This is a genomic window from Paenibacillus sp. MDMC362 (assembly GCF_003269305.1).
GTDB lineage: Bacteria > Bacillota > Bacilli > Paenibacillales > Paenibacillaceae > Paenibacillus_AQ.
Genome location: NZ_QLYT01000008.1, coordinates 266935 through 281857, shown reverse-complemented (window position 1 = coordinate 281857; position 14923 = coordinate 266935). Strand labels below are relative to the sequence as shown.

The 14923-nt window shown below is 52.8% G+C and carries 14 protein-coding genes; 8 read left to right on the top strand and 6 right to left on the bottom strand.

Going from position 1 to position 14923, the window contains the following annotated elements; genetic code table 11:
• Positions 1-192 precede the first annotated feature (192 nt).
• Entirely contained in the window at positions 193-783 is a 591-nt protein-coding gene (locus DP091_RS03585; RefSeq protein WP_113057092.1) for a YdhK family protein, read from the top strand.
• Between the two features lie 78 nt (positions 784-861).
• Here the strand turns inward: DP091_RS03585 and DP091_RS03580 are convergent, their stop codons facing one another.
• A complete protein-coding gene (locus DP091_RS03580) occupies positions 862-1761 on the bottom strand; it encodes a TIGR01777 family oxidoreductase (protein WP_113057091.1) in 900 nt (299 codons plus the stop codon).
• A gap of 221 nt (positions 1762-1982) precedes the next feature.
• Here DP091_RS03580 and DP091_RS03575 point away from each other — a divergent pair, with 221 nt between their 5' ends.
• Positions 1983-2948, top strand: coding sequence for an arsenic resistance protein (locus DP091_RS03575; RefSeq protein WP_113057090.1), 966 nt, complete (start codon positions 1983-1985; stop codon positions 2946-2948).
• Positions 2949-3114: 166 nt separating this feature from the next.
• Here DP091_RS03575 and DP091_RS03570 read toward each other — a convergent pair whose 3' ends face one another.
• The 5 genes from DP091_RS03570 to DP091_RS03550 form a co-directional block, all read right to left on the bottom strand.
• Complete coding sequence (locus tag DP091_RS03570; protein WP_113057089.1) at positions 3115-4305, bottom strand: ornithine--oxo-acid transaminase; 1191 nt, start codon at positions 4303-4305, stop codon at positions 3115-3117.
• Positions 4306-4399: 94 nt separating this feature from the next.
• On the bottom strand, positions 4400-5308 hold the full coding sequence (rocF, locus tag DP091_RS03565; protein ID WP_181469715.1) for an arginase: 909 nt from the start codon (positions 5306-5308) through the stop codon (positions 4400-4402).
• A 226-nt stretch (positions 5309-5534) separates the two neighbouring features.
• Complete coding sequence (locus tag DP091_RS03560; protein ID WP_113057088.1) at positions 5535-6896, bottom strand: ABC transporter substrate-binding protein; 1362 nt, start codon at positions 6894-6896, stop codon at positions 5535-5537.
• Positions 6897-7021: 125 nt separating this feature from the next.
• Entirely contained in the window at positions 7022-7846 is an 825-nt protein-coding gene (locus DP091_RS03555) for a carbohydrate ABC transporter permease (protein WP_113057087.1), read from the bottom strand.
• Positions 7843-8823, bottom strand: a complete 981-nt coding sequence (locus DP091_RS03550; RefSeq protein ID WP_113057086.1) for a carbohydrate ABC transporter permease — start codon at positions 8821-8823, stop codon at positions 7843-7845. The genes DP091_RS03555 and DP091_RS03550 overlap by 4 nt, the downstream gene beginning before the upstream one ends.
• Before the next feature lie 235 nt (positions 8824-9058).
• Here DP091_RS03550 and DP091_RS03545 point away from each other — a divergent pair, with 235 nt between their 5' ends.
• The 6 genes from DP091_RS03545 to rbsB are packed head-to-tail and all read left to right on the top strand — an operon-like array spanning position 9059 to position 14721.
• Positions 9059-10042, top strand: a complete 984-nt coding sequence (locus DP091_RS03545; RefSeq protein WP_113057085.1) for a LacI family DNA-binding transcriptional regulator — start codon at positions 9059-9061, stop codon at positions 10040-10042.
• Positions 10042-10920 (top strand): ribokinase, encoded by an 879-nt coding sequence (gene rbsK / locus DP091_RS03540; RefSeq protein ID WP_113057084.1) that lies wholly within the window; start codon positions 10042-10044, stop codon positions 10918-10920. Before DP091_RS03545 ends, rbsK begins: the two co-directional genes overlap by 1 nt.
• A 2-nt stretch (positions 10921-10922) precedes the next feature.
• On the top strand, positions 10923-11321 hold the full coding sequence (gene rbsD, locus DP091_RS03535; RefSeq protein WP_113057083.1) for a D-ribose pyranase: 399 nt from the start codon (positions 10923-10925) through the stop codon (positions 11319-11321).
• Positions 11322-11336: 15 nt separating this feature from the next.
• On the top strand, positions 11337-12818 hold the full coding sequence (locus tag DP091_RS03530) for a sugar ABC transporter ATP-binding protein (RefSeq protein ID WP_113057082.1): 1482 nt from the start codon (positions 11337-11339) through the stop codon (positions 12816-12818).
• Position 12819: 1 nt separating this feature from the next.
• The gene (rbsC, locus tag DP091_RS03525) at positions 12820-13788 is read left to right on the top strand and encodes a ribose ABC transporter permease RbsC (RefSeq protein ID WP_009592570.1); all 969 of its coding nucleotides are present in this window, start codon (positions 12820-12822) and stop codon (positions 13786-13788) included.
• Between the two features lie 15 nt (positions 13789-13803).
• On the top strand, positions 13804-14721 hold the full coding sequence (gene rbsB / locus DP091_RS03520; protein ID WP_113057081.1) for a ribose ABC transporter substrate-binding protein RbsB: 918 nt from the start codon (positions 13804-13806) through the stop codon (positions 14719-14721).
• Positions 14722-14923 lie beyond the last annotated feature (202 nt).

The following is a 14923-nucleotide window of genomic DNA, read 5'->3' as shown; positions in this document are numbered from 1 at the left end:
CTTCTCGGAATTGGCATATATCTCTGCTAAGAATATAGGACAAAATGGGACTTCTAGTCACTCTCTATTTTATATCACAGATAGGTTTTATTGAAAAAATGGGTAAGTGATGTCATGCATAGACAGCTACACAAGTTCTTCATAAGTAGCTGCTATGCTATGAACATTCAATATAAGAGAGGAGTTCATCATATGTCAGCCAAGAAACGATGGAAGCCGCTTATTCTGGTTGCGTTGGCATCCCTCATCCTCATACTGGGTGCCTGCGGCAATACGAAGAGCGCAAACCCCGATAATAAGGAAAACACGGAAGCCACCGGGAACATGGATGGCATGGATCATGGCAGCATGAACCATTCCGGCTCGGGCGAGATCCCGGAAGGGTTGAAGGCGGCAGAGAATCCGACCTATGCGGCCCAGACCCAAGCGATCATTGAATCCGATCACATGCCCGGAATGAAGGGGGCAAAGGCAACGATTGTCGGGGCGTACGATACGACGGTGTACACGATATCGTATACGCCGACGAGCGGCGGACCCGAAGTGAAGGATCATAAATGGGTGATTCATGAGGAGCTGAAGGATGCCGGGAAGGAGCCCTTGGAACCCGGAACGGAAGCTGTCGTGAATGCGGATCATATGGAGGGCATGAAGGGAGCCACTGCCGTTATCGATTCCGCCGAACAAACGACGGTCTATATGGTGGACTTCACGACGACAACCGGCGAAGAAGTCAAGAATCATAAGTGGGTGACGGAAAGCGAGCTGGTCCCCGTACAATAGAAGTTTTATGAAAAAAAGAAAACAATCGTTCTCTATATCATGAGAGCGATTGTTTTTTTATGCATATGGCCGTACAGCTCAGCTTTCTTTGATCTGCTTCAGAGCGTCCGTCACTTCCGGATATCGAAACTGGAAGCCGTGTCGCAGTGCCTTGGCCGGAAGGATACGCTGGCCTTTTAGCAGAATGAGCGACATTTCGCCCAGGATGGATTGGAGCATGAATGCAGGCAGGGGGAGCCAATGCGGACGGCGATAGACCTTGGCGATGCTCCTGCCGAATTCATCGTTCGTGACCGCATGCGGGGAAGCCGCATTCACGGCTCCGGATATGCCCTCGTGCCGGATGCAATAATCGATCAAATCCACGATATCGTCGATATGTATCCAGGAGAGCCATTGCTTGCCGCTGCCGATCTTACCGCCAACGCCTAGTTTATAGGGCAGCAGCATTTTGGGAAGGGCTCCCCCTTTATCGCCCAGAACAACACTGATGCGCAGCTTGATTAACCGGTCAACCGGGATTCGGTCGGCCGCTTGCTCCCATTCCTGCACAACCTTGGACGGGAAATCCATAATCGTGGCAGGGCTTTCCTCATCAAAGGTTTCAAACTCGGATGTGCCGTAAATGGCCATCGCCGAAGCCTGAATGACCACCGGAGGTTTAAACGCCAGGCGGTCCATTAGCTCGGCTACGGAGGAGACGGTTCGTTGTCTAGACTGAAGGATTCTCTGCTTGCCTTCCTGCGTCCAGCGCTGACTCAGGGAAGAGCCTGCAAGGTTAACGAGGGCATCCAGACCCTCAAACCGCTCGGGATGGGACTTCATCTCATCCCAGGTCAGATAGGATATAGGCCTGCTGGGTTGGGGATTGTCCGGCTTCGATCTTGTGACGATGATCATGTCATGCCCGCCCTGCTGCCAACGCGTGCACAATGCCTCTCCAATGAAACCGGTGCCTCCGCAAATGGCTATTCTCATGGTCGAACCTCCTTGTAAAAGTTATCATCAACCCTGACAAAACAAGGCTAAGAATCGTTGCCCCTCATCCGTTGAAATGAGCGGAGAAGGATACCGGGATGCGTTTCTTACCTGATGCTAAATCCAATGTTATACAATCCATTATACTGGAAATACGGTATGATACCATTAGATGATATTTCTTTAGTTTGTTCATAATTCGAAACGGTAAGGAGTGCGGGATGGGACTTATAGAGAAATTTCAAACCTTGATCATTATGGGCGCGGTGGCGATTGGTCTGGCAGCGGGACAGCTGCCGTTCGCCGCAGAGTATGCGGAATACACGATCGTTCCTTTTTTGCTGCTGATGTTATATGGATTGTTCTTGACGATACCGCTGCGGCAGCTGCGAGAGGCGTTTAAGAACATCAGGTTTTTGGGAGCGAGCACGCTCATTAATTTTATATGGACGCCGCTGCTAGCCTGGGGACTCGGTGCTGTCTTTCTGTCGGACCACCCGGCGCTTTGGATCGGATTCATCATGCTGATGGTGACCCCCTGTACAGACTGGTATTTGGTCTTTACCTCGATTGCCAAGGGAAACGTACCCTTGGGAGCTTCGGTGCTTCCTATAAACCTGATCCTACAGGTGCTGCTGCTTCCGCTGTATTTGCTCTTGTTCTCCGGTACGATCGAAACGATTTCGATGTCAACGCTGATCGAAAGCGTGCTGCTTGTGCTCGTCGTTCCGTTCACGCTTGCGCATCTCACCCGTTTCATTCTGAGAACCAGGAAAGAGGTGCTGGAGCACAAGGTGATGCCGTTCTTCGGCAGGGCCCAGATTGTCTTTCTGAGTCTTGCCATTGTTGCGATGTTTGCGTCTCAAGGGTCATACTTATTGAATAATATGGACATGGTATATATCCTCATTGTTCCGATCCTGATTTATTTCACGATGAATTATATGCTGGGCAGTGCGGTGGGCAGCATGCTGCGTTTCACCTATGAGGATTCGGTCAGCCTCCATTTAACGATCATTGCCCGGAATTCCCCGGTAGCCCTCGCGATCGCCGTGACTGCCTTTCCGGACCAGCCGGTGATTGCCCTTGCCTTGGTCATCGGACCGCTGATCGAACTGCCTGTGCTTGCCGTTGTATCCCAGCTGCTGTTAGTAACAAGAAGAATGAAACAGAAGTCGGTTACCTGACGGTGCTCAGAGCCGCACGATCAACATTGCGCGGCGGCTCGCAGTGTCAGGATAAGCTGCAGGGCTTGGAATAGAGAAGAACCGGAAAAACATTTGTTGCACCCTCATGCTGGAGTCAGGGGTGAACAAACTGTTTTTTTGTGCACATGCCATCGGTATCGATTCGTCATGCAAACGCCTGCCTTACGATCCCGACCGCCTGGTCCAGTTCCGCTTTGGTGATGATGAGCGGAGGGGCGAAGCGGATAATGGATTCGTGGGTTTCTTTGCAGAGCAAGCCGAGATCCTTTAATTTCTCGCAGTAGGTTCTGGCTGGGACTTTAAGTTCCATGCCGATAAATAGGCCTCTGCCGCGCACTTCCTTGATATCGGGGTGCAGGATGGTTCGAAGCTGTTGAAGGAAATATTCGCCGAGCTCCTTGGAGTTCCCTTCCAGCTTTTCCTCCAGGAATACATCCATGGAGGCAATGGCCACCGCGCAGCCGAGGGGATTCCCGCCGAAGGTAGAGCCGTGGGATCCCGGCTCGAATACACCGAGGATATCGGCATCCGCCGCCACGGCCGAAACGGGAAAGACGCCGCCGCCAAGCGCTTTTCCGAGAATGTACATATCCGGCACGACATCCTCCCAGTCGCAGGCAAACCGTTTTCCCGTCCTGCCGAAGCCGGTCTGGATTTCGTCCGCGAGCAGTAGGATACGATGATGCTTACACAGCTCCATTGCGCCGCTCAGGTATCCGTCAGGAGGGATGACGATACCGGATTCTCCCTGAATCGGCTCTACAAGAAAAGCGGCCGTATTCGGTGAAATCGCCTGCTTCAGCGCTTCCAGGTCGCCGTAGGGGATGACTTTGAAGCCCGGCGTGAACGGGCCGAAGCCTTCCCGATATTCGCTGAATGAGGAGAAGGAGGTGATGGTGATCGTGCGTCCGTGAAAATTTCCTTCGCAGACGATTATTTCGGCCTGATTGGCCGGTAAACCTTTCTTCCGGTAAGCATAGCGGCGTGCTGCCTTGAGCGCCGTTTCAACAGCCTCGGCCCCCGTATTCATGGGAAGGACCATATCTTTGCGGGTGATAGCAGACAGCTTCTCGTAAAACTCGCCCAATTGGTCATGATGGAATGCGCGCGAGGTCAGAGTCACCTTATCTGCTTGTTCCTTTAAAGCCCCGATAATTCGGGGATGACAATGTCCTGCGTTCAGCGCCGAGTAGGCGCTTAACATGTCGATATACCGCTTGCCGTCCGAATCCGTCACATGGATGCCTGCCGCTTCGGCAATGACGATGGGGAGGGGATGGTAGTTTCTCGCACCGTACTTTTCGGCTTTCTCGATGTGCGGGTTTGAAGGGTCCATAGCGTTACCTCCTTGGGAGTCTGAAGAAACCTAACCGGCGGATGCCACTGTATACCGCGCCAAAAGGCCTCTCGTCATCAAGCATGTGGACGCGTCACAAGATGCTTTCGCCCAGCATGGAGCCGATTAAGCCGACAAGCAGCCGGGAGGTTGTCTGTCCGCGGTCCAGCAGCGGGTTGTTCTCCACGAATTCGGCCGAGGTCAGAATGCCGGATTCCGACAGCATCTCCATGGCCAGATGCGCTTCCCGGTAACTGAGTCCGCCTTGAACCGGCGTTCCCGTTCCGGGCGCGATCTTCGGATCGACACTATCGATATCGAAGGAGAGGTGTACGCCATCCGTGCCCGTTGACACGATGCGGATGGCTTCATTCATGACGCGGAACATGCCCATGCGGTCGATATCCTGCATCGTGAAGCAGGTAATGCCTTCCCGGCGGATGAAATCCCGTTCGCCCTGGTCGAGGGAGCGCGCGCCAATGAGCACCACATGTTCGGGCTTGATCGCTGATTTTGCGCCGCCGATCGATGTTAGCCGCGCATCGCCTCTTCCCAAGCTGACAGCCAGCGACATGCCGTGGATATTGCCGCTTGGGGTTGTATCGGGTGTATTGAGATCGGAGTGGGCATCGATCCAGATGACGCCCAGGCTTCTGTAGTGCCGGGTAAGCCCGGCCAGGGTGCCGATTGCAATGCTATGGTCACCGCCAAGGATAAGCGGGAAGACACCCGATTCTGTCAGGGCGGACACATGAGCGGCGAGCTGTTCGTTAATCGTTAGGACTTCTTTCAGATGTTTTAATTGAGGAATGTGCGTTCCATCCTTATGTTCGGGGAATGCAGCAAGCTCATCAACCTGATAGGATATTCCGAGGGCGTCAAGCTTGCGCTTCAGGCCGGCTCCGAAAATCGCATTGGGTCCCTGGCTTGCGCCGCGGCGGGTAGCACCCCGGTCAAACGGCACCGGGACGATGGTTACGGTGGACGGAAGATTGTTCATCATAGGCTCACCTCCACTTTGTATCAGTGTATTCAGGAGCCGGCTGAGTGACTTGGGCAAACCCCTATACAAGCCGATCAATATGGAAGGTTTTGGATCAAAGAGAAAACACCCTTGATGCATGATTCATGGAATGACCGCAGAGGGCCCCATGATACAGCATGAAGGGTGTGAAATAGGTGCAATTCGATTTATGATTCAGCGCCTGCTTACGCGGCATGCGCGACGTTTATTTTACCGTCTTATTATAAGTCTCGATCTTGGAGCTAATTTCCTGAGCGGCTTTGTCCAGTGCTTCCTGCGCCGTGTTTTGACCATTCAGCACTTCCTCGATGGCCGTTTCCGTCAGCTGGCGGGCTTCAGGGAATACGCCCATGACCGCCCCCTGCGTTGCCAGATTGGCCGTCGTTTGATGCAATTGATCAACGGCCGTCTGGAATTGCGGATATTTCTCCAGGTTTTCTTTAACGAGGGTCTCATCATAAGCTTTGGTCGTTACCGGGAAGTAACCGGTGTTGACATGCCAGTAAGCTTGCGTTTGCGGCTCGGCCAAGTATTTCATGAATTCCCAGGCAGCCTGCTGCTCTTCTTCCGATTTGTTGTTCATCAGCCACAGGCTTGCACCTCCGATGATCACGCCGCCTTCGCCGCCGTCAGCCGGTTTAGGGAGGAACGCCGTACCGACTTCGAATTTGCCTTCCGCTGCGCTGACGATCCCGCGGAGGGAAGCCGTCGAGTCCAGCGTCATGGCGATCTGACCCGCTGCGAATGCTTTTTTGGTATCGTCCGTTTTACGTCCCAGATTCAGCAGGACCTTATCGTCCAGCATTTGCTTCCACCATTCCAGCGTCTTCACGGCGGCGGCGTTATTGACTTGCGAAGCGGTTGCCGGGGACGTGCGTCCGTTGCCGTTGTTCAGCAGTTCAACACCTTGGTTCGCGAGGAATTGCTCCATGAACCAGCCGTAGATCGCAAAGGATGCGCCGGTTTGGCCGTCTTTCGTTAGCGTCTTGGCCGCTTCCGCTACCTCTTCGTAGGTTTTTGGAGGATTTTCCGGATCCAGTCCCGCCGCTTTAAAGGCATCTTTGTTGTAGTAAAGGATCGGGTTGGAGGAGTTAAATGGCATCGAGTACAATTTGTTGTCGAATGTATAATAATTTTTAATGTTCGGTTCCAAGGAGGAAATGTCGTAAGCTTCAGCATCCATGAAGTCCTGAACCGGGCGGATCGCCTTGGTATCCATCATGAAACGACTGCCGATCTCGTACACCTGAATCATGGTCGGGCCGCTGTTCGATCCCAAGGAGGCTTTCAGCTTGTTCAAGCTTTCATCGTACGTTCCTTGAAACACGCCCTCAACCTGAACATCCTTGTGGGCGGCATTAAAATCGGAGATCAGCTTGTCCGCGACGGTCCCGAGCTCACCGCTCATGGAATGCCACCATACGACCTTAACGGGCTCTTTGGCTGGCTCGCTGCCGGCGGCAACGGTCGTTTCTCCAGCGGCTGGCGTATTGCTGCAAGCGGCGCTGAGCAGCATGAAGCAGGAAAGCAGGAGCAGCGCGAAGGACCTTTTACCAAAACGTTTCATGATCGGTTAATCTCTCCCTTTTGAACATATAGTATGGTTTTGATCTATCAGAAATTGCGCGGCCCGTTTCTTACAGATAACCGGCACGCAAGGCTGATCCATTAAAGCCCTGGCATTTGGGTCAGTTAGCCCTTCAACGCACCTGCCGTGATGCCGCGGACTAGCGGCTTCAAACCGAGTGCAAGCAGCAGCAGGGAAGGCAGCAGCAAGAGGAGCACGCCGGACAGTATCAGATTCCATGAGTTCATCTCTTCGAACTGCAGCATCCCGATCCCGATCTGGACGGTTCGCATCTCGACGCGGTTCGTTGTCAGGAGCGGCCACAGGTACATGTTCCAGTGGTTCAGGAACGAGTACACGCCCAGCGTAGCGATTCCGGGGATGGATAACGGCAGGACCATGCTCAGGAAAATGCGGACATGTCCGCAGCCGTCCACGCGGGCCGCTTCAAACAGTTCCTTTGGCAGCTGCAGGAAGGCTTGTCTGAGCAGGAAGGTTCCGAAGGCCGTTGCCAGGAATGGAATGATAAGCCCTTGGTAGGTATCCAGCCAGTTCAGGCTTTTGACCGTCAAATAGTTCGGAATCATGATCACTTCCCACGGAATCATCATCGTGGCGAGAAAGAGACTGAACAGCAGCGTTTTTCCCGGGAACCGCAGAAAGGCGAAGGCGTATGCCGCCAGACTTGCGGTCACGATCTGACCTGCCATGATGGCAATGGAGACGACAAGGCTGTTCCCGATAAAGGTAAGGACAGGAATCGTATCGACCACCTTGGCGAAATTGGACAGATTGATGGCTTCCGGAAGAAGAGGCGGCGGATAAACAGCCGATTCAGCCTCGCTCATCAGCGATGTCGACAAGGTGTACAGGAGCGGAAAGGCAATGACCAGCGAACAGAGAAGCAGCGCGATGTAGAGGAAGCTTTTGGGCATGAGACGCATGTTCATTGGTAATGCACCTTCTTCTCCACGAATTTAAATTGAAAGATGGTCAGCAGCAGAATGATCGCAAACAGGATGAGTGCTTGCGCGCTGCCGATGCCGAAGCGGAAATTGACGAAGGCATCCTGATAAATGTTGAACACGATGACGTTGGTGCTGTTCATCGGACCTCCCTTGGTCAGGATGTTGATCTGTCCGAACGCTTGGAAGGCGCCGATGACCGACACGACGGATGTGAAGAATAACGTAGGGGAGATCAGCGGCATCGTAATCCGGAAGAAGGTTCTCAGCGGACCGGAGCCGTCGATCTTGGTGCTGTCGTAGATATCCTCGGATACGCCCTGCATGCCGCTCAGCATGAGGATGTAATTGAATCCAAGATTCATCCAGACGGTCATGATTGCGACGGAGACCATGGCCCATTTGGGATCGGTCAGCCATTGAATGGGCTGAATGCCGAGTTGCGACAGAAAGTAATTCAATACGCCCAATGTCGGATGGTACAGAATCATCCAGATCATCGAGCCGGTGCCGACGGACACGGCCATCGGCAGTGAGAATAGGAAGCGGAATATTTTCATGCCTTTCAGCTTATTGTGCGTCAGGGCTGCGAGCAGGATCGCGGCCGCCATCCCGGTCGGGACCGTCAGCCCGATAAACAGCAGCGTGTTGCCGAAGCTGGTATAAAACATCTCGGAGGTCAGTATTTCACTAAAGTTATCGAATCCCACGAATTCGGCTACCCGGCCTTGGGGATCGGTTAGGAACAAGCTCAGATAAACCGATTTGAGCAGCGGGTAGAACAGAAACAGACCGAAAATGAGCAGCGAAGGTGCCAGACATGCATAGGCGAGCATGACTTCCCTGCGTTTTGATTTCTTGATGGAGATCGTTTTCGCCGCTGTTGAAGGTTCAGCTTCGCTGACCGGCGGCGTCAGAGAGTGACCCGGAGAAGGAAACGTAAATTCTTTTTCCATCATCATGTTTACCTCACTTTCCTGCTTGGCCTTACAGGTATTGAGTATAGGAGCCGGATGTAAAATCCAGTAATGGGTTTTGTAAGAATTCCGTAATTTATTGCAGGATATGTTAGATGCTGAAGGTGCGCCCGCCAGCGGCGGTACATAAATATTCCAATCCTCAAAAGCTTGCAGGTTAAAATAAGATGTGATATGTTATAGCTGTAACCGGTTACACATGAATGAGGTGATGACGGTAATGGCGACGATCAAGGATGTGGCAAATCGGGCCGGCGTGTCCGTGGCCACGGTTTCACGGGTTTTAAATGGAAACGGTTACGTGCATGAGGACACCAGGTCCAAGGTAGAGCAAAGCATTCGCGAGCTGAATTATACGCCGAATGAAGTAGCGCGTTCTTTATATAAAAAGAAATCGAAATTAATTGGACTTTTGCTTCCGGATATTATGAACCCTTATTTCCCGCAGCTAGCCCGCGGAGTTGAGGATGAGATGCAGGAGAATGATTATCGGCTGATATTCGGGAACAGCGACGAGAGCAAGAAGAAGGAAATGGAATATATTCAAACCTTTGTCCAAAATAACGTGGTGGGTGTCATATCATCGACCAATGATCCGGATGCCGACATGTATACAGGGCTCAAGATTCCGGTAGTATTTCTGGATCGCACCTCATCGGATCGTCCTTCCGTCTATGCGGATGGCCGGCAGGGCGGAAGAATTGCGGCGCAGGAGATCATTAGGCGAGGCAGTAAAGCTATAACCGTGATTCAAGGCCCGGCGGATGTCCGTCCTGCTCAGGAGCGTTTTGAAGGAGCCGTCGAGGTTCTGGAAGGACAGGCGGCAGCGTATCAAGTGCTGAAGACGACATCGTTTTCTTTAATCGAAGCGGAAGAATTCGCCCAGCAAGTGTTCATCGAGTTTCCCGACACGGACGGCGTAATCGCCAGTAACGATATTATGGCATCCGCCGTAGTCAAGGAAGCGTTTCGGCTGGGGAAAAGGGTGCCGGAAGACGTACAGATTATTGGGTTTGACGATATTCTGCTCAGCCGGCTGCTGGCACCGCCCCTGTCTACGATTCATCAGCCGGCATATGAGATGGGCCGGGAAGCGGCCAGATTGCTTATCGGACTTATTGAAGGGCAGCACATAGAGAGAAGCAGCATCGAATTCTCGGTAGAATTTATAGAGCGGCAGACAACGAGAAAGGTGGAATCATAATGGCGAAAATCGTGGTAATCGGAAGCGCGTCGATGGACTTGGTGGTCACCTCCATCAAGCGCCCCGGCGCGGGAGAGACGGTGCTTGGCGACAGCTTTAAGACGGTACCCGGAGGGAAGGGAGCCAATCAGGCCGTCGCGGCTGCGCGTCTGGGTGCAGAAGTGAATATGATTGGCTGTGTCGGTGAAGATTCCTTCGGCGAAATGATTTTGAGCAATCTGAAGTCAAATGGCGTTATGACAGACTATGTGGAACCGGTTACAGGTATGGAAAGCGGAACCGCGCACATCATCTTGGCAGAGGGAGACAACAGCATCGTGGTGGTGAAGGCTGCCAACGACCGGATCACTCCGGAATATGTTGATCAGGCAGTGGAGGTTATCCAGGCTGCGGATATCGTGTTGATACAGCAGGAGATTCCGGAGGAAACGGTGATCCATGTCAGTGAATTATGCGCAAAATATCAGGTGCCGTTGATGCTGAACCCGGCTCCTGCCCGCCAGGTGCCAAGCAGCGTTATTGAAAGAGCGGCTTATATTACGCCGAACGAACATGAAGCGGCTATCTTGTTCGGGGATGAGCCATTAGGCGACGTGCTGCGCCGTTATCCGAACAAATTGATCGTGACGGAAGGCAAGAGGGGAGTTCGTTATTTCGACGGCCTGCAAGAGGTTGTCGTTCCCGGCTACAAGGTGGAAGCCGTGGATACGACGGGAGCCGGCGATACATTCAACGGCGCTTTCGCCGTGGCTCTGTCCGAAGGCATGAGCATAGCCGACAGCCTGAGATTTGCGAACCGCGCAGCTTCCTTGTCGGTCACGAAGTTCGGAGCGCAGGGCGGAATGCCATCGCGCCTTGAAGTGGAAGGGAGTCTTTGATCATGAAGAAGAACGGCATGCTGAACAGTCACATTGCGAAAGTGCTGGCAGATCTGGGGCACACCGATACCATCGTAGTTGGAGACGTTGGCCTTCCGATTCCCCCAGGCGTTCCGAAGATCGACCTGGCCCTCACGCTGGGGACGCCAAGCTTTGCCGAGGTGGTGGAGGCGATCGCCGACGATATGGTGATTGAAAAAATCGTGATTGCTGAAGAAATGAAGCTTGATAATAAGGAAACACTGCACTATATACAGGAGAACTTTCAGGATTGCGAGATCGAGGCTTGCTCGCACGAGTTGTTCAAAGCACGGACGCAAAACGCCAAGGCAGTTATCCGTACGGGAGAAGCCAAGCCCTACGCGAACTGCATTTTACAGGCTGGTGTTCATTTCGGTTAAAAAGGAGGAAGCACCATGAACATTGAGATGACGAATATCCATAAATCCTTTGGCACGAACCGGGTGCTGGCAGGCGTAGACTTTGATCTCCGGGAAGGGGAGGTTCACGCCCTGATGGGAGAGAACGGCGCGGGCAAATCGACGCTGATGAATATATTAACCGGTCTTCACAGCCTGGATGAAGGCAAGATTGTCATCGACGGCAAGGAAACTTATTTTGCTAATCCGAAGGAAGCGGAAGAGAGAGGCGTTGCCTTCATCCATCAAGAGCTTAATATCTGGCCGGAGATGACGGTTCTGGATAACTTGTTTATCGGCAAGGAGATGACGTCCGGCCTGGGTTTCCTCAACATGAAGCAAATGAAGGCGCTTGCGAAGGAACAGTTCGGCAAACTGGCGGTGACGATACCGCTTACGCAGGAGGCGGGGGAATGCTCCGTCGGCCAGCAGCAGATGATTGAGATCGCCAAGGCGCTCATGACCCAAGCTAAAGTCATCATTATGGACGAGCCGACGGCGGCGCTGACCGAAAGGGAAATCCAGAAGCTGTTTGACGTCATCCGTTCATTGAAAAAACAAGGCGTATCCATCGTCTACATCTCCCACCGGATGGAGGAGATCTTTACGATCTGCGACCGGATTACGGTCATGCGGGATGGTAAATCCGTTGATACTAAAGCCATTCCAGACACGGACTTTGATGAAGTCGTCAAAAAGATGGTCGGCCGGGAGCTGACCGAGCGATATCCGGCACGCCATCCCTCTCCGGGCGAGCCTGTGCTGGAAGTGAAGAATATTAGCAGCAAAGGCCGGTTCGAGAATGTGAGCTTCTCGGTTCGTGCCGGCGAGATCGTTGGCGTATCCGGCCTGATGGGGGCCGGGCGCACCGAGATGATGAGAGCGATCTTCGGATTGGACCCGCTGGATAGCGGCGAAATTTGGGTACGCGGTAAGAAGGTATCGATTAAGAAGCCGGATGATGCCGTGAAACACGGCATCGGTTTCATTACAGAGGACCGCAAGGATGAAGGGCTGGTCCTTGATTTCTCGGTCCGTGAAAATATGGCGCTGCCCAATCTGTTCAGCTTTTCTTCCAGAGGGTTCATCTCCGGTAAGAAGGAACAGGATTTCGTGGATACGTTGACGAAGCGGCTGCAGATCAAGACGCATACATCCGAGACGCTGGCAAGAAATTTGTCTGGTGGTAACCAACAGAAGGTCGTTATTGCCAAGTGGATCGGCATTGGGCCGAGCGTGCTCATCCTGGATGAGCCGACACGCGGCGTGGACGTTGGTGCCAAGCGGGAAATTTATCAGTTGATGAATGAACTGACCGAACGCGGCGTGGCGATTCTGATGGTGTCGTCCGAGCTGCCGGAGGTGCTCGGAATGAGCGACCGGATTCTCGTTGTTCACGAAGGCAGAATTTCCGGTGAACTGGATCGCGAACAAGCCACGCAGGAACACATCATGACTCTAGCTACAGGAGGTCAGTAATATGACAACTATTAACGATGCCAAGGCGGAAAAAGGGTTTAAGGTCTCAGGTTTGACGCAAAAGCTCGGTCCGCTGCTCGGACTGATCATTCTTATCGTTATCGTATCCGTTCTGAATCCAAGCTTCTTGGAACCGCTTAACATTCTGAACCTGCTGCGTCAGGTATCGATTAATGCATTGATTGCATTCGGTATGACGTTTGTTATCCTGACAGGCGGCATTGACCTGTCCGTCGGTTCGATTCTCGCGCTCTCCAGCGCATTTGTCGCCAATATGATGGTGGCAGGGTTTGACCCGATCCTATCGATTATCATCGGCGTTGCGCTTGGCGGTGTCATGGGGATGATCAATGGTCTCATGATTACCAAAGGGAAAATGGCGCCGTTTATTGCCACCTTGGCTACCATGACGATATTCCGAGGCCTTACGCTCGTCTATACGAACGGTAACCCGATTACGGGGCTTGGCGACAGCCTTGTCTTCCAATTGTTCGGCCGCGGATACCTGCTTGGTATTCCGGTGCCGGCCATTACGATGATCATCACGTTTGCTGTGCTGTGGGTTATCCTGCACAAAACGTCGTTTGGCCGCAAAACGTATGCCATCGGCGGTAACGAAAAAGCATCGCTTGTATCCGGTATTAAAGTACCGCGCGTTAAGATTATGATCTACTCCCTGGCAGGGATGCTGTCCGCTCTGGCAGGCGCGATTCTGACCTCCCGTTTGAATTCGGCACAGCCGACAGCGGGTACGTCCTATGAATTGGATGCCATCGCAGCCGTTGTTCTCGGCGGTACGAGCCTGACCGGCGGTCGCGGCCGGATCGTCGGAACGTTAATCGGGGTGCTGATCATTGGCATACTGAACAACGGGCTCAACCTGCTCGGTGTGAACTCTTTCTATCAGATGGTTGTCAAAGGCGTCGTGATTGCGATTGCCGTACTGCTCGACCGTAGAAAATCGGCTTAAGGGGGAGAATAAACGATGAAAAAAACAACTTTGCTGCTCGTATCGCTTATGCTGATCTTCATAACAGGCTGTTCTCTGGAGCCGCCGGAATGGGCGAAGCCCAAGGCTAGCGGCGATGTCAAAGACATCAAAATCGGTCTTTCCATCTCGACCTTGAATAACCCGTTCTTCGTATCCCTGAAGGATGGCGTCGTTGCCGAAGCGACCAAGCAAGGGATGGAGGTCGTTGTTGTAGACGCACAGAATGATTCGGCCAAGCAGAGCAACGACGTCGACGACCTGATTCAACAGGGTGTCAATGCACTGCTGATTAACCCGACGGATTCGTCCGCAATTTCAACCGTAGTGCAAACGGCAAACAGCTTGGGTATTCCGGTCATTACACTCGACCGTTCCGCAGATCAAGGCGAGGTTGCTGCGCTGGTTGCCTCCGATAACGTCAAAGGCGGTCAGATGGCAGCCGAGTACATCGTGGATCAGCTGGGCAAAGATACGAAGGTCATCGAGCTCGAAGGCGTTCCGGGTGCTTCCGCGACCCGCGAACGCGGCAAGGGCTTCCATGATATCGCAGATGAGCAGCTGAACGTGGTTGCGAAGCAGGCAGCGGATTTTGACCGGACGAAGGGTCTTACCGTCACGGAAAATCTACTGCAAGGTAATCCAGACGCCAAAGCGATTTTTGCCCACAATGACGAAATGGCCCTGGGCGCAATCGAAGCGATCCAAAGCTCTGGCAAAGACATCATGGTCATCGGCTTTGACGGTAACGACGATGCGCTGAAGTCCATCGAAGCCGGTAACTTGACGGCTACCGTAGCCCAGCAGCCGGAGCTGATCGGTCAGCTTGCCGTCGGTGCAGCGAAAGACGTGCTGCATGGCAAAGAGGTGGAGAAGAATATCGCCGCACCGCTGAAATTGGTAGTGAAGGAGTAATCTTAGCAAGATCAAGAAGCGTTACCTTTTGCGATCGAAGCAGGGTAACGCTTTTTTTCGGGACATATTTTGATCAATTTATCCGGGCTGCGAAGTAACTCACAGCCTTGCGATAACGGCGGGAATACAATATCGTTAAAAGAGGACAGTGATTTCGCATATGATATTATAATGGATGTGTATGCGTTTACTGCTTAGATGT

Coding starts and splice junctions, on each gene's coding strand:
- DP091_RS03555 (WP_113057087.1), bottom strand. CDS start 7,846: ATGAACATGCGTCTCATGCCCAAAAGCTTCCTCTACATCGCGCTGCTT.
- DP091_RS03560 (WP_113057088.1), bottom strand. CDS start 6,896: ATGAAACGTTTTGGTAAAAGGTCCTTCGCGCTGCTCCTGCTTTCCTGC.
- DP091_RS03545 (WP_113057085.1), top strand. CDS start 9,059: ATGGCGACGATCAAGGATGTGGCAAATCGGGCCGGCGTGTCCGTGGCC.
- rbsC (WP_009592570.1), top strand. CDS start 12,820: ATGACAACTATTAACGATGCCAAGGCGGAAAAAGGGTTTAAGGTCTCA.
- rbsD (WP_113057083.1), top strand. CDS start 10,923: ATGAAGAAGAACGGCATGCTGAACAGTCACATTGCGAAAGTGCTGGCA.
- rocF (WP_181469715.1), bottom strand. CDS start 5,308: ATGATGAACAATCTTCCGTCCACCGTAACCATCGTCCCGGTGCCGTTT.
- DP091_RS03530 (WP_113057082.1), top strand. CDS start 11,337: ATGAACATTGAGATGACGAATATCCATAAATCCTTTGGCACGAACCGG.
- DP091_RS03580 (WP_113057091.1), bottom strand. CDS start 1,761: ATGAGAATAGCCATTTGCGGAGGCACCGGTTTCATTGGAGAGGCATTG.
- DP091_RS03550 (WP_113057086.1), bottom strand. CDS start 8,823: ATGATGATGGAAAAAGAATTTACGTTTCCTTCTCCGGGTCACTCTCTG.
- DP091_RS03585 (WP_113057092.1), top strand. CDS start 193: ATGTCAGCCAAGAAACGATGGAAGCCGCTTATTCTGGTTGCGTTGGCA.
- DP091_RS03575 (WP_113057090.1), top strand. CDS start 1,983: ATGGGACTTATAGAGAAATTTCAAACCTTGATCATTATGGGCGCGGTG.
- DP091_RS03570 (WP_113057089.1), bottom strand. CDS start 4,305: ATGGACCCTTCAAACCCGCACATCGAGAAAGCCGAAAAGTACGGTGCG.
- rbsK (WP_113057084.1), top strand. CDS start 10,042: ATGGCGAAAATCGTGGTAATCGGAAGCGCGTCGATGGACTTGGTGGTC.
- rbsB (WP_113057081.1), top strand. CDS start 13,804: ATGAAAAAAACAACTTTGCTGCTCGTATCGCTTATGCTGATCTTCATA.